This is a genomic window from Vibrio panuliri (assembly GCF_009938205.1).
In the GTDB taxonomy this organism is placed as follows: domain Bacteria; phylum Pseudomonadota; class Gammaproteobacteria; order Enterobacterales; family Vibrionaceae; genus Vibrio; species Vibrio panuliri.
The window spans coordinates 681,764-696,171 of record NZ_AP019654.1 but is presented as its reverse complement, the minus strand read 5'-3'; the positions used below and the strand labels follow the sequence as shown (position 1 = coordinate 696,171).

The 14,408-nt window shown below is 46.3% G+C and carries 11 protein-coding genes and 2 tRNA genes; 5 read left to right on the top strand and 8 right to left on the bottom strand.

Annotated elements, in window-relative coordinates:
* Positions 1–6 precede the first annotated feature (6 nt).
* Together GZK95_RS03205 and GZK95_RS03200 are read right to left on the bottom strand one after the other, a co-directional pair.
* Positions 7–477 (bottom strand): PTS system mannose/fructose/N-acetylgalactosamine-transporter subunit IIB, encoded by a 471-nt coding sequence (locus GZK95_RS03205; RefSeq protein ID WP_075714946.1) that lies wholly within the window; start codon positions 475–477, stop codon positions 7–9.
* Positions 478–495: 18 nt separating this feature from the next.
* Positions 496–888, bottom strand: a complete 393-nt coding sequence (locus GZK95_RS03200; protein WP_075706249.1) for a PTS sugar transporter subunit IIA — start codon at positions 886–888, stop codon at positions 496–498.
* A gap of 408 nt (positions 889–1,296) precedes the next feature.
* Here GZK95_RS03200 and GZK95_RS03195 point away from each other — a divergent pair.
* The 3 genes from GZK95_RS03195 (at position 1,297) to GZK95_RS03185 (ending at position 2,487) form a co-directional block, all read left to right on the top strand.
* Positions 1,297–1,381: transfer RNA gene (locus GZK95_RS03195), tRNA-Tyr, on the top strand.
* An 80-nt stretch (positions 1,382–1,461) separates the two neighbouring features.
* Positions 1,462–1,546 (top strand) — tRNA-Tyr (locus GZK95_RS03190).
* A 188-nt stretch (positions 1,547–1,734) separates the two neighbouring features.
* On the top strand, positions 1,735–2,487 hold the full coding sequence (locus GZK95_RS03185) for a copper homeostasis protein CutC (protein ID WP_075713637.1): 753 nt from the start codon (positions 1,735–1,737) through the stop codon (positions 2,485–2,487).
* Positions 2,488–2,547: 60 nt separating this feature from the next.
* Here the strand turns inward: GZK95_RS03185 and phoU are convergent, their stop codons facing one another.
* The 4 genes from phoU to GZK95_RS03165 all read right to left on the bottom strand — a co-directional run bounded on the left by phoU (position 2,548) and on the right by GZK95_RS03165 (position 7,991).
* Positions 2,548–3,246: a phosphate signaling complex protein PhoU gene (phoU, locus tag GZK95_RS03180; protein WP_075710085.1), complete on the bottom strand. Its 699-nt coding sequence runs from the start codon at positions 3,244–3,246 to the stop codon at positions 2,548–2,550.
* Positions 3,247–3,312: 66 nt separating this feature from the next.
* Positions 3,313–4,131, bottom strand: a complete 819-nt coding sequence (pstB, locus tag GZK95_RS03175; protein WP_075710083.1) for a phosphate ABC transporter ATP-binding protein PstB — start codon at positions 4,129–4,131, stop codon at positions 3,313–3,315.
* Positions 4,132–4,133: 2 nt separating this feature from the next.
* Positions 4,134–5,780: a phosphate ABC transporter permease PstA gene (gene pstA / locus GZK95_RS03170; protein ID WP_075713639.1), complete on the bottom strand. Its 1,647-nt coding sequence runs from the start codon at positions 5,778–5,780 to the stop codon at positions 4,134–4,136.
* Positions 5,781–5,804: 24 nt separating this feature from the next.
* Positions 5,805–7,991, bottom strand: a complete 2,187-nt coding sequence (locus GZK95_RS03165) for an ABC transporter permease subunit (protein WP_075713635.1) — start codon at positions 7,989–7,991, stop codon at positions 5,805–5,807.
* Between the two features lie 526 nt (positions 7,992–8,517).
* On the opposite strand from GZK95_RS03165, the gene ppk1 reads away from it, so the two are divergent.
* Together ppk1 and ppx are read left to right on the top strand one after the other, a co-directional pair.
* The gene (ppk1, locus tag GZK95_RS03160; RefSeq protein ID WP_075715644.1) at positions 8,518–10,602 is read left to right on the top strand and encodes a polyphosphate kinase 1; all 2,085 of its coding nucleotides are present in this window, start codon (positions 8,518–8,520) and stop codon (positions 10,600–10,602) included.
* Positions 10,586–12,091 carry an exopolyphosphatase gene (gene ppx / locus GZK95_RS03155; protein ID WP_075710077.1) on the top strand — a complete coding sequence of 502 codons (1,506 nt, stop codon included), beginning with the start codon at positions 10,586–10,588 and terminating at the stop codon, positions 12,089–12,091. Before ppk1 ends, ppx begins: the two co-directional genes overlap by 17 nt.
* Before the next feature lie 28 nt (positions 12,092–12,119).
* Here the strand turns inward: ppx and GZK95_RS03150 are convergent, their stop codons facing one another.
* Positions 12,120–13,106, bottom strand: a complete 987-nt coding sequence (locus GZK95_RS03150) for a PstS family phosphate ABC transporter substrate-binding protein (RefSeq protein WP_075715645.1) — start codon at positions 13,104–13,106, stop codon at positions 12,120–12,122.
* Positions 13,107–14,405 carry a phosphate regulon sensor histidine kinase PhoR gene (phoR, locus tag GZK95_RS03145; RefSeq protein WP_075710073.1) on the bottom strand — a complete coding sequence of 433 codons (1,299 nt, stop codon included), beginning with the start codon at positions 14,403–14,405 and terminating at the stop codon, positions 13,107–13,109. It abuts the gene before it with no gap.
* Positions 14,406–14,408 lie beyond the last annotated feature (3 nt).

Sequence of the window (14,408 nt, the reverse complement as noted above, 5' to 3'; positions counted from 1 at the left end):
TCTCCCCTATAACTTGGTAGTCAGGTCAATCTTCACATCATCAGCAATTTGACGCGCTTCTATTTCCACGCCTCTTTCCGCCAAGCTGCGCAGCATGTCCTTATGTTCACTGTTCAAGAACACCGCATTATTGATGGCTTCTGCACCGTCGGTTTTACGAATTGAGCCTACGTTAATACTGCTTACCGATGGGACGAGTTCCGCCAATTTAGCGGCATCCGCTAACGTTTCGACGATAACAAAGAACTTCACTTTCTCATTGCGTTCGTCATTGAGTATTTTTGCTGTCGCTTCAACGGGACGAATGATGGTTTTCTTATCAGAAGGTGCCGACATCATTAATAATTTCGAACGAGTTTCATCTTCCGAGACAAGATCATTGGCGATAATAATGGCATTGCAATCAATCGTTTTAAGCCACGAGTAGACAACTTGACCATGTAGTAACCTATGATCAATGCGTAAATGTTTAATCATATTGAGCTCCGTAATTTTCTAAAATGAAATACTCTGAATCGCCAACTTACCCACCTCAGTGAGATGACACACCAAATCCGCAACATTTGTGAACGAGTCTCTCTCCATCGCCGCTTCTGTAAGAATACTGATGTTGGACCCTGTCAATGCAGCCGATGGTTTTCTATCTGTACAGATTTGCGCAGAAACTTGGAATGGGGTTCCTGATGGCACATCTGTACAAAACAGCACGCCATCACCTTGATCAACTTTTTGATAGGCTTCGATTAACAACGCCTCTAAATCTTCTCGAGACGTACCTTCAATAAAGTCTATATATTCAATATCTTGCTGTTGACCGACAATTGCTTCAACTGCACTTTTCATTCCTGAAGCGAAATGAATATGACCTGTAACGATAATTCCAATCATGCTATTCCTCACAAACCTGTACACAACCTGCATCTGTATGTACAGGTTGAGAGCATATTAGTAAAATAAACCTAATTTGAAAGTGATAACGTTCACGAATTAACCACAATGCAAAGTTAAAAAGTGATCGTATCGACATTTAGCTCAATAAAAGTAATTATGTTTGGCGGTAGGTTTAGCTGACCGTTGCCATTGCCGTGATTTGCGAAGTCAAAAGAGGGGACTGGCGTAATAAGAAGCGCCCAAATCTGCCTTAAAATGATTAATTACAAAGCTCTTTGTCCAAAAAGACACCATTCAACTCAAAATTAGAAGAAAAACTCTTTACAGTGTTTATGAGTTTGCTATGATGCGCTCCGCACTTGAGGGATGAGTTGGGAAAACATCACTTAAGTATAAAAATACCCTGGAGGGGTTCCCGAGTGGCCAAAGGGAGCAGACTGTAAATCTGCCGGCTCCGCCTTCGATGGTTCGAATCCGTCCCCCTCCACCATCTTTCTTCTTACGAGATTATCGTGAGAAACAACTTGAGTTCTGTGTTGGGAAAACATCACTTAAGTATAAAAACACCCTGGAGGGGTTCCCGAGTGGCCAAAGGGAGCAGACTGTAAATCTGCCGGCTCCGCCTTCGATGGTTCGAATCCGTCCCCCTCCACCATATTGAAAAGCCAGCTCATCGAGCTGGCTTTTTTCGTTTCTAAGCTCCATGTTACTCTCTGCGCCTATTTTCCTACCCAGCGCAGAGTCATTTCACCAATCGTGGAAAACAATCTCGTGATTTTTACCCTATTCTGCACAACCCAGTCAGCTAGAATAGTCTTGTCCATATCTATACGAGAATAAGTCATGACATTCCAAGTCGAAGTGTGTATCGATAACCTAGAGTCTCTGCACTATGCAATGGCAGGAGGAGCAGATCGTATTGAGCTGTGCTCTTCGCTTGCCCTAGGTGGTTTAACACCCAGTTTTGGTTTTATGCAACAAGCAAGCAGAGTTTCTAAGATTCCGGTTTATGCCATGATTCGCCCTCGTCAAGGCGACTTCCTTTATAGTGAGGAAGAGATTGAATCCATGCTGCTTGATATTGATGCCGCCGCCCAAGCTGGTCTTCAGGGCGTGGTGTTTGGAACATTAACCGCAATGGGTGATATTGATATGACTCACGCCAAGCGATTGGCTGAGCGTGCCCATCAACACAATTTAGGCATTACCTTCCACCGTGCGATCGATCAGTGCCGCGATTTTGCCCAAGCGATTGAGCTCATTGCCGAGCTAGGTTGTGAACGTATTCTAACTTCAGGACTCGCCCCCAACGCAGAACAAGGCATTGCGGTACTAAAACAGATGGTTGAGCTTGCCAATGGCCGCTTCGCGATTATGGCTGGCGCAGGTGTGACCCCAGACAATGCCCAAACCATTGCGACAACGACAGGTGTCACTCAACTGCATTTATCGGGTAAAACTACGCGCGCCAGTGGTATGAAGCTTATCGCCGAACAAGCGAAAATGGGCAATCAAGATCTGGATGATTTCATCGTGCCGGTGACCGCAACTGCAACAATTGCTCAGGTAGTCACAGCACTAAAATCGCTGAGTTAATATCGCCAAAGTGGTGCTATTTACGCACAAAAAAGGCGTAGTTCCCTACGCCCTTTCTCTTTAACGCAGTGCGTCATCAATACTCTGCTCACCAAGGTGACGCACATCTTTGCCCTTAACAAAGTAGATAATGTACTCACAGATGTTTTGACAACGGTCGCCAACACGCTCAATCGCACGGGCAGACCACATTACCTGTAAGATCTGCGGGATATTTTTTGGATCTTCCATCATATACGTCATCAATTGACGAATCACCGCCTCATACTCAGCATCAAGGCGATCATCCATCTTATAGACCGCTGCGGCTGCATCCACATCCATCCGAGCAAAAGCATCAAGCACTTGATGCAACATATTAACGGCTTGGCGGCAAAGGGGCTCTAAAGAGACATTGAAGGGTTTATCTTTCGACGATGGGTTCTCAATCGCCACTCTGGCAATGCGAGTCGCAACATCACCAATACGCTCAAGGTCGGTGATAGTTTTGATGATCGCCATAATCAAACGCAGATCTTTGGCGGTCGGTTGACGTTTCGCGATAATACGTGTGCACGCTTCATCAATCGACACTTCCATTGAGTTCACTTTATGATCATCACGCACCACTTTACGCGCCAACTCAATATCATCTTTGTGCAGTGCCTGCATAGCAAAGGAAAGCTGTTGCTCTACCAAGCCACCCATGGTTAAGACATGAGTACGAATCGACTCAAGTTCGACGTTAAACTGGCCTGAAATGTGGCGTCCAAAGTTCATGAATAAAGTGTGACTCCCTTGTAGATTGCAATCGAGATAGAACGATTCCGCATAGCGCAGGAAACGTTAACCATATCGTCCTGTAATATAGTCTTCTGTCTGTTTTTTCAATGGGGAAGTAAAAATAGAATCGGTATCTGAGTACTCGATCAATTTGCCCATATGAATAAACGCGGTGTGATCGCTCACACGAGCTGCTTGTTGCATGTTATGGGTGACAATAACAACCGTATATTGCGTTTTAAGCTCGTTAATCAACTCTTCAATCGTGAGAGTAGAGATGGGATCCAGTGCCGAGGTGGGCTCATCAAGTAGCAGAACTTCAGGCTCGATCGCAATCGCCCGAGCAATCACCAAACGCTGCTGCTGACCACCGGAAAGCCCAAAGGCATTTTCATGCATTCGATCTTTCACTTCATCCCAAAGTGCCGCAGCACGCAACGCACTTTCTGCGGCATCATCGAGTACGCGGCTGTTTTTAATTCCTTGCAATCGCAAGCCATACACCACGTTTTCATAGATCGATTTAGGAAATGGATTCGGACGTTGAAACACCATACCGACACGGCGTCTCAAGGTTGCTACATCGACATCTGGCTGGTACACATTTTTGCCGTGTAACTTCACTTCCCCCGTCACTCGACAACCTTCCACCAAATCATTCATACGATTAATGCAGCGTAACAATGTCGACTTTCCACAACCAGACGGACCGATAAAGGCCGTCACTTGACCTTTCGGAATTCGCATCGAAATATCACTCAATGCTTGGCTGTTTTGATAGAACAGATTCAGCCCTTCAATGGCGATAGCAGTTTGCTCATCACTTAGATTGTTCACATCTAATGGAGCTGGGTAGCCCAATGTTTGATTGACTGAAAACATACTTAATCTTGTCCCAAAGTTCGATATTTCTCGCGCAAATTATTACGAATGCTGATTGCGGTTAAGTTTAGTCCCACAATCACAGTCACGAGTAAAAATGAGGTTGCGTACACCAGTGGTCGGGCACTTTCGATATTGGTCGTTTGAAAGCCGACATCGTAAATATGGAAGCCCAAATGCATAAACTTACGCTCAAGATGCAGATAAGGGAACTGTCCATCAACCGGTAAGCTTGAAGCAAGTTTCACCGCCCCCACCAGCATCAAAGGCGCTACTTCCCCGGCAGCACGAGCAACAGCCAAAATTAAACCAGTAATGATTGCGGGGCTTGCCATCGGCAACACAATACGCCACATGGTTTCAAACTGCGTCGCACCTAATGCCAGCGAGCCATGACGCACTGAGTTAGGTATACGCGATAAGCCTTCCTCTGTTGCAACGATCACCACTGGTAACGTAAGCACGGCTAAGGTTAATGCCGACCATAACAGCCCAGGCGTTCCAAACGTTGGTGTTGGCAAACGCTCGGCATAAAACAGGTTGTCAATCGAAGCCCCTAGGGTATAGACAAAGAAACCCAGCCCAAACACCCCGTAGACAATCGACGGCACGCCCGCCAAGTTAATGACCGCGACACGAATGATTCGGGTAAAGAGATTGTTTTTGGCATATTCGTGGAGATAAATCGCTGCAATCACGCCTAACGGCATCACAATGACTGACATGATCAATACAAGCAGCACAGTACCAAACATGGCAGGAAATACGCCCCCTTCCGAGTTGGATTCTCGCGGAGACGTTGACAAGAACTTCCACACTTCTTTAGACCATTGCAACGCTTTGTCAGCAAAACTCATTTGGTTTGGGTACCAAATATCAAGAATTTGGCTCAAAGGCAGCAAAACGCGCTGTCCGGTCATATCTTCCACCAACAAACCCTGTCTCGCCAACTTGCGGCGCAAATCGTCCAGCTTGGCTTCTGCCTGTGAAAGCTGTTGGCTAAACTGTTTGGACTGCGAGTGGTATTGTCCAAGGTAATCTTCGTTAAGTTGGTCATTGAGCTCACGCTTGCGCTTTTCTAACCGCAGTTCATTGGCTTGTGAGCTAATCGCTTGTACTTCTTCTTCAATCACCCGCTCAATTTCGTTGCGTACCACTCGACTGAACTCCAGTGATTTCGCAAGGCGAGGTTGAAAGTCGTCATAGACCTGACCTGTGGCATCTTGATACGCCACTGGACGACCATAGAAATCGCCGCTACGCGCTCGTTCAATCACCGCCCACTCGGCAGGTTGTGTACGGCCGGTAATATCGATATCCAATATTGAGACAAAATCAGCTGGATAAAGATCTCGGTTCGCCACCTTGATGTTTAACCGCTCAACTTGTCCACTTTCAAGCGCGGAAGCAGGCAACGTAATCCCTAACTCTTGCAAATAAGCGACCGATACAGAGTCTTGGGCATACAGTTGCCCAACTAATATTTCACCATCAGCTTTGTTCCACTGATACAAAGGCGCTGGCCAAAAATAGGACAACCCTTTCCAGCCAATAAGCAGCAACAAGCCCAATACAGAGAGCAAACTAATGCTCACTGCACCGCCAGTTAGCCATATCCACGGCGCGCCTGATTTTAGCCACTTAAACACAAACAAGAGTCCTATTCATTTAACCTATAAAGAGCGATATTTTTCACGCAGGCGTTGGCGTACCCATTCAGCAATCGAGTTCACCGCAAAGGTAAACACCAACAAAATCAATGCCGCTAAAAAGAGAATTCTAAAGTGGGAGCTACCCACCTCTGACTCCGGCATTTCGACCGCAATGGTGGCCGAGAGCGTGCGCATACCCTCCAGAATATTCCAGTCCATAATTGGGGTATTACCGGTTGCCATCAGCACAATCATTGTCTCACCGACCGCGCGACCTAGTCCCATCATAATCGCAGAGAAGATCCCCGGGCTTGCGGTAAGCAAGACAACATAAATCAAGGTTTGCCAAGGTGTCGCACCTAACGCAAGCGAGCCATCAGACAGGTGCTTCGGCACGGAAAAGATCGCATCTTCTGCGATGGTAAAAATCGTGGGTATAACGGCAAATCCCATCGCAAAACCAACTACCAAGGCATTACGTTGGTCAAAATCGATGCCGATATCTGCAAGATAAATTCGCACATCGCCATTAAACAACCACGCCTCAATGGTGTCACTTTGTCCAAGAATCACAGCACTAAACATGACCAAACACGGCATCAAAATCAGTGCATGCCAACCATTGGGTAAGCGTCTTGTCCATCGGGTCGGTAAGCAATGCCATGCCACACCAATCATGATGATGACTAATGGCAATGACAGCAGTAGAACCACCACCGAGGTTAAATGACTTTCTACAATCGGTGCGAACCAAAGTCCGGCAAGAAAGCCGATAATTACCGTTGGCAATGCTTCCATCAACTCAATGGACGGCTTAACAAAGCGGCGCATGCGAGGCGTCATAAAATACGCCGTATAAATGGCCCCAAGTACCGCAATTGGAATCGCAAACAACATCGCAAAAGCGGCGGCTTTTAGCGTACCAAATGCAATTGGCACCAAACTAAATTTGGCTTCAAACTCATCGCTAGCTGACGTGGTTTGCCAAACATAGGCAGGCTCGGGATAACTCTCGTACCACACTTTTTGCCAAAGCGAAGATAGCGATACCTCAGGAAATGGATTATCGAGATGAGCAACACTGAGCGCTCCATCCGCATAGGCAACCAAATACTGTTCATTGTTCGACATTGCCGCCATCTTCGGCGCCTTGTTATAAGCACGCTCAAAGATCACCAGTTTTTCACTGGTTGTATAATGGCTTTGCACCATGCCATTGGTGTAAAAACTATAAAAGCCTTTGCGATAAGAGTCCGGCAACAAGAACTGAAGTTCTGCTGCAAGCTGAAACTCACGAATAAAGGTTAGGTGACGCTGCTGCTCATGCAGCACATCAAACCACTGTGAAACTAAACCATCGTTATGCGTGACCAATAATGACGAAGCGCCCGAGAGCACGTCTATATGGCTTACAGCATGTTTCACGCTCCCCTGACTCAAATCGACGATCTCACGTACCGTGAACTGCGCACCATATTGTTTGGCGACAATGAGATCCGATCCTTGTCGAAGATAGAGTGTCTGCCCATCTGGCGTTAGTATCAGTTGATCGACTTGCTCTAGTGTCTTGGGCAGTTGCCAGCTATGCACCTTGCCTGCTGAGTCGAGCCAACGCACGCGCACTTTCTGATCATTGTAGTACCCCACCAAAACCAACTGCTTGCCTTTGGCAAAAGCAAACTGAACCAACTCAACATCAGGAACACTTAGATCGATTGGGCTTTGGAAGAATTCAACTTCAGGTGCAAAAACACGTTGTCCTGCTTTAATCACATGATCCATTTGCGGTTGAAACAAAGAGACCTGACCTTGCGGTGTCGCAAAGCCATACCAATCATCAGCCGTTGGCATTGCGGAGAAAAGTGAAAAATCTTGGTTTAAATCCACAGACAGCTCAGGATCAACGTGCTTTGTCATGACATCCCAAAAGTCGACGACTCCTTGCTTGGATATCACGTAAGCGTGCTCACCGTAATCGTCAATCCCAGCTGCGATCGGCTCTGGAGTGGTAATATTCTGTTGGGCAATATTGGGGGTAAGTTTGGCATCAGAGAACAGCGGTAACACCATCATCGCCAAATAAACGAAGATCAAGACCAAAGCAGCCAGCACCCCAACGCCACCAGCAGACACAGCAAACTTGACTAGGCGATCTTTTACCAATCGCTTGCGATCTTTTTCTTTTAGCGAAAAATCAGCTTTCGTCATTTAACTCATACTCTGTGTCTGTGTTGGGGCGATTGCTCGCAAAATCGTGGTTAGTTATTGTGGGCAATTTAGGTCCATACAAGCCACCGGAAGCATCCAAAATAACGACGCGTTTTGTTCACTATAACGTAACGATGAGGGCATGCTCTGAACGACAAAACTCACCGCAAGCAACAAAAGTCAGAATCCTGCGGCTTGAAACCAATTGAGCATTGAACGCGTCAAGATTCTATTTCTGCCAGAGGGTATACTATTTCGCTTTGATGACAATTATATTACAGCAAGAAATAAATTACTGAATCCTATCAAATTATATTTTCGTACACAGTGTGCTATCTCGCCAACCTAGACGACGTTTGGGAGACTGTTTTGCAATAAAATCGTCACGAAAATGCCTTATTTTTAATCAGCTAACCTATACTTTTTTAACGTTATACCTAAGTAAATTCAGAATGTTGACTGTTATTACCGATTGGGTAATGAAGCGCTCGAAACCAACTTGGTTAGCGAAAATAAGGATCTCAGGATGAGTTCAGAAAAACTGTACATCGAAAAAGAGCTAAGTTGGCTGTCATTTAATGAACGCGTTTTGCAAGAAGCGGCAGACAAGTCGGTACCACTGATTGAACGTATCCGTTTCTTAGGTATTTTCTCCAATAACCTTGATGAGTTTTACAAGGTGCGTTTTGCTGATGTTAAACGCCGCATCCTGATCAGCCAAGAACGTGGCGGCAACGACAACTCCAAACACTTACTCACCAAGATGCAGTCCAAAGCACTTAAACTTAACGAGCGCTTTGATGAACTCTATCAAGAACTCATTCGGGAAATGGCGCGTCGACGTATTTTCCTAGTTAATGAACACCAACTCAGTGATGCGCAAAAAACTTGGGTTCAAAAGTATTTTCATCGCCAAGTTTTGCCTCATATGTCACCTGTGTTGTTGACCGATGAAATTGACCTGCTCCAATTTCTCAAAGATGAGTACGCTTATATCGCGGCAGAACTCAAACGCGACGATCACACTCAATACGTGCTGTTGGAAATTCCCACCGATCACTTACCGCGCTTTGTGATGGTGCCCGAGCAAAAAGGTAAGCGGCGTAAGACCATTATTCTGCTCGATAACATTATTCGCTTCTGTCTCGATGAGTTGTTTCGGGGCTTCTTTGATTACGATGAGATCCGAGGGTTTGCGATGAAAATGACTCGCGATGCGGAGTACGATTTAAGTCGTGAATTGGAATATAGCTTACTTGAGCAAATGTCAGAAGGAGTCAGCCAGCGCTTAACCGCCATGCCGGTACGTTTTGTTTACGAGCGTGACATGCCTGAAGCCATGCTGAACTTTTTATGTCAAAAGCTTGGTATTTCCAACTATGACAGCTTGATTCCCGGCTCACGCTACCACAACTTCAAAGATTTTATCGCCTTCCCCAATGTCGGACGTGAATATTTAGAAAACAAGCCATTACCGCCAATGCGTTGTGCCAACTTTAATGGCTTTGCCAACAGCTTTGATGCGATTAAAAACCAAGATATTTTACTCTACTACCCTTACCACACCTTTGAGCACATTACTGAGTTGGTGCGCCAAGCCTCATTTGATCCAAAAGTTCTAAGCATAAAGATCAACATATACCGCGTTGCGAAAGACTCGCGCTTAATGAACTCACTGATTGACTCCGTGCACAATGGCAAAAAAGTCACCGTGGTGGTTGAACTGCAAGCCCGCTTTGACGAAGAGGCGAATATCGAATGGGCGAAAGTGTTAACCGAAGCGGGTGTGCAAGTGATTTTTGGCACACCGGGGCTGAAAATACACTCTAAGCTATTGCTTATTAATCGACGGGAAAATGAGGAAATCGTTCGCTACGCCCACATTGGTACAGGCAACTTCCATGAGAAAACGGCGCGTATCTATACCGATTTTTCTCTGCTGACCGCCGACCCTGAAATTGCCAATGAAGTGCGTAATGTATTCGGCTATATCGAGAACCCGTACCGCCCGGTAAAATTTAACCATTTGATCGTCTCACCGCGTAACTCTCGCAGCCAGCTTTATCGCCTGATTGATAGCGAAACCGCCAACGCCAAACTGGGTAAAAAGGCGCAAATTACCCTAAAGGTAAACAACTTAGTCGACAAAGGATTGATCAACAAGCTCTATGGTGCCAGTGTCGCGGGCGTTGAAATTCGTATGGTAATCCGAGGAATGTGTGCCTTGGTTCCCGGTGTTGAAGGCGTTAGTGACAAAATTAAAATCATTAGCATTGTTGACCGTTTTCTTGAGCACCCGAGAGTATTAATCACCCACAACGATGGGGATCCGCAAGTCTATATCTCCTCAGCCGACTGGATGACGCGAAATATTGATCACCGTGTTGAAGTCGGTACGCCAGTTCGCGACCCGCGCCTAAAGCAACGTATCATCGACATCGTAAATATTCACTTCATTGATACCGTCAAGGCGCGCTGGATAGATAAAGAGATGAGCAATCGTTATGTTGCTCGCGGAAACCGTAAAAAAGTACGTTCACAATTAGCCATTTACGACTATCTTAAAAATGTAGAGAAGCAAGCTAAGAAGAACAATGAATCAAACACCTGATGTGAGAGACGTGGCGGCAATCGATCTAGGTTCGAACAGCTTCCATATGGTCGTTGCGAAAGTGGTGGGGCAAGAACTGCAGTTAGTGAGCCGCCACAAACAACGTGTGCGCTTAGCTGACGGGCTAGATGCACAGAACAATCTTGATAATACCGCTATCGAACGAGGTTTAGAGTGCTTAGCCATGTTTGCTGAACGCTTACAAGGTTTTGAAGTTAGCAATGTTCGCGTGGCTGCCACCCATACTTTACGCCAAGCAAACAACGCGCATATTTTTATTCAACGTGCACGAGAAGTCCTTCCCTTCCCAGTAGAAGTCATCGCAGGCGAAGAAGAGGCGCGTTTGATCTACCAAGGGGTCTCCCATACCCAACCGCAAGCAGAATCCAAGTTGATTGTTGATATCGGTGGTGGCAGCACCGAGATCATCTGCGGCACCGGTTTTGAACCCGAGCTACTCAATAGTAAACAGATAGGTTGTGTCAGTTTTACCAACAAGTATTTTGCTAACGGCAAGCTGTCCAATAAAAACTTTACCAATGCGATACTTGCTGCTGAACAAAAACTCGAATCTCTAGCGCACCGCTACCGAAAAAAAGGCTGGTCAATCGCCTTTGGATCTTCAGGCACAACCAAAGCGATTCGTGATGTGTTGGTCGGTCTAGGCCACGAAGATGGTATTATTACCGCGAAACGTCTTAACGCATTGATTGTTAAATTATCCCAATGGAATCACATCGATGATATAGAGTTAGATGGCTTAACTTCCGAACGAAAAGGGGTATTCGCTGCGGGCGTCACCATCATGTACGCCGTGTTTCTTGATCTTAAAATTAGCGAGATGCACTTTTCCGAAGGCGCCCTACGTGAAGGTTTACTTTACGAAATGGAAGAACGCTTCAAGCGTACCGATATTCGCATGCGCACCACGGAGAACTTAGCCAACAAACATCTGGTTGATTTAGAGCATGCTGCGCGAGTAAAAGGGCAAGCGGGTGAGTTTCTTAGCCAAATTCATAAGGATATTGGCATCAAAGCAAAATCAGAACTGTTTGATTTGCTTGACTGGAGCGCCCTACTTCATGAAGTTGGCTTAAGCATCAGCCTCAAAGCCTTTCACCGCCATTCAGCTTACATTTTGCGCCATACCACCATGCCGGGATTTAATGTTGAACAGCAACGCGTATTAGCAACCCTTGCCCGCTTTCAACGCAAAGCACTGAAACTCCATGAGATGGAAGAGTTCGCTTTGTATAAGAAAAAGCACATTATTGGGCTAGTGCGTATTTTGCGTTTGGCGATATTACTCAATGGGCAGCGCAGTGATGAGCCGCTCCCAGAGCTTAGCTTATCTGTCGAAGCAGATGATAAATGGGTACTAACTTGCAACGAGTTGAACTGGCTAGACAACAATCGCCTACTTCATGCCGATCTCCTGAGTGAGCAGAGCTATTGGCAGAGCGTTGATTGGCAGTTAGCCTTCAGTTGACGCGATAAACTAAGGCGTATTGTGCGCCCTAATTTCCCTTCGCTGGTGACTTGGTCTCGATGCCTACTTTCGCCAACTCTTGCTCAGCAATTTGCGGAGAAATGGCAACGTAGCCATCTTTTTCAACCAACTCTTGCCCCTGCTTAGAGTAGATAAAACGAATAAACTCCCGCTCTATTGGCGACAAGGTCTTGCTGGGATGCTTGTTAATATACACATAGAGATAACGCGATAGTGGGTACTTACCTGATAAGATATTGTCACGTGTCGGTTCAATATATTGATCAGCTTCGAGTGCAATTGGAATGCGTTTTACCCCCGAGACCTGATAGCCAACACCGGAGTAGCCGATGGTGTTGATCGATGAGGCCACCGACTGAACCACTGAAGCCGAGCCAGGTTGTTCATTCACATCATTACGGAAATCGCCGCCACACAAGGCATTTTTCTTGAAATAACCGTAAGTACCCGAGACTGAGTTACGACCAAACATCTGAATAGAACGGTGTGCCCAAGAGTAGTTCAATCCCAAATCAGCCCATGTTTTGACTGGCTTAGTTGCGCCACAACGCAAAGTAGCCGAGAAAATACTGTCGAGCTGAGCAAAGTTAAGCCCCTGCATCGGATTATCTTGATGAACAAAGATGCCTATCGCATCAATAGCAACTCGTAACGCTGTCGGCTTATAGCCGTGAGCACGCTCAAACGCTTCAACTTCACTGTTGCGCATTGGTCGACTCATAGGACCAAACTGGGCGGTTTGTTCGGTAAGGGCCGGAGGGGCAGTAGAAGAGCCAGAGGCTTGTACTTGTCCGTTGACACCCGGATAGAGTTGCTTGAACTCCTCAACCCACAAGGTCGTCATTCCGGCTAAGGTATCAGAACCCACACTGGTCAACTCACCACTGATGCCGGGAACTTTCTTATAGACACGGAACTGCTCTTGTGCGAATGCGTAAGTGTTCACTAACCCCAAGCATAAAAAGATGACTGTTACCGCTAACCTTGCTTTCATTTATTTCACCACCAAACGTTCAGGTAAAATAAACGAGAACTTACTGCCAACACCCACTTTACTCTCAATATTTAAATGGGAGTCATGGTGAGTCAGTGCGTGTTTCACAATTGCAAGCCCAAGTCCGCTACCACCAGTATCGCGTGAGCGTGCTTTATCCACTCGGTAAAAGCGTTCCGTCAGGCGGTGTAAATGTTGAGGTTCTATCCCTTCACCACTGTCTTCCACTTCCAAACACGCGCCTTGCGCGGTGAGATACCAGCGCACATTCACATCGGCGCCAGGTGGGGTGTACTTAACGGCGTTGTAAACAAGGTTTGAGATTGCACTGCGCAATTGATCATCATCGCCCAATACCAATAACGAGTCATCCACTTCAAACTTAAGCTTATGATTTTGCTCGCCACTTAAACTAATGGCTTCTTTCTCTAAGACTTCAAGCATCGCAGGAACGTTAACCACTTCTTCAAGCTCATGCATTGGCGCAGCTTCGATTTTTGATAACGTGAGCAGTTGGTTCACCAAGCTGTTCATACGATTGAGCTGTTCCGTCATCACGCCATGGGCGCGGGACCACATCGGCCCCACCAACATATCCGGATCTTCCGTCATCTCCAGATAACCTTGCAAAACCGTCATTGGCGTACGCAGTTCGTGAGACACGTTAGCAAAGAAGTTGCGACGCATTCCTTCCAGTTGTTTTAACTGAGTCACGTCACGCACCACCATTAAGTGCTCACCTTCGGTATAAGGCACAATTCGCAGTTCTAGCATACGCTCAACATTAAGTGGAGAGCGCATCTCAAGAGGCTCAGAATAGTCTTGTTTATTGAGATACTTGATAAAGTCTGGCGTACGAATCAAATTGGAAATCGGCTGTCCGGAGTCGTCTGGCCAACGAAAACCCAGCAAATGCTGAGCAAGCTTGTTACACCAAACAATGTTACCTTCACTGCGAAATACCACTACGGCATCGGGGAGTGATTCTGCCCCATTGCGAAAACGGCGAATAAGATTGGTTAGCTCTTTACGTTTGCGGCGCTGACGCTGCTGTAAACGGTATATACCGTTGAACAGCGCTTCCCAGTTACCACTACCCGATGGTGGCGTAAGACGTTTCTCGTCCCATAACCATGCTGATAGACGCATTTGATTGTGTAAATGCCACACAAGCTGCAAAACCGTGGCAGCAAGCAGCAACCACGGCATATATCCGAAAATCCATCCGACAATCACCCAAGGGGTGTAAAAAAAAGCCAGCTCCCAGGCCAGCCTTTTCCAAGTTAACCTTTCAACCACTTA